Annotated in this window: 1 protein-coding gene; it reads right to left on the bottom strand. The window is 69.1% G+C overall.

Features of this window, described 5'->3' with window-relative positions; genetic code table 11:
* Positions 1 to 430 (bottom strand): hypothetical protein (locus AACY08_RS30085; RefSeq protein ID WP_339472731.1); only part of this gene is annotated, 430 nt, incomplete at both ends.

The raw sequence follows: 430 nt of genomic DNA, 5'->3' as shown, positions 1-430 counted from the left end.
CGCCGTTCTCATGCGTGGCGCGGCAGAGCTGCGAGAACAGATCATCGCCGCCGAGATTGCCGCGGCGGAGCGGGATCTGTTTGCGGAAATAGGCGACGATCCGCTGGCGCCCCGCGACGCCGCGCGCCATCTGTGTGCCCGGCACGGGTCGGCGGATCGGGGCGACCGCGGCCGCGACCATGTCGACGAAGGCGCGGTTGATGTCGTCGACCTCGGGGCCGATATCGGCGCCGAGGAAGGACGTCGCCGCGAGGTCGAGCGTGAGCTGCTTCATCGCCGGATAAAGCTGCATCTCGCCGGGCCTGGCCTTCCACTGCGCGACGCGCGCGGCGATGCCGCGATCGAGGTCGCCGAGATAGGACTTCATCGGCCCGGATTTGAAGGCCACCGACAGCGCCTTGCGGTGCAGCCGGTGCTCGTCGAAATCGAG

The sequence above is a fragment of the Pseudomonas sp. EL_65y_Pfl1_R83 genome (genome assembly GCF_963970695.1).
GTDB lineage: Bacteria > Pseudomonadota > Gammaproteobacteria > Pseudomonadales > Pseudomonadaceae > Aquipseudomonas > Aquipseudomonas tritici.
The sequence above is the reverse complement of the archived record's forward strand: the minus strand, read 5'-3'. Positions and strand labels throughout refer to the sequence as shown.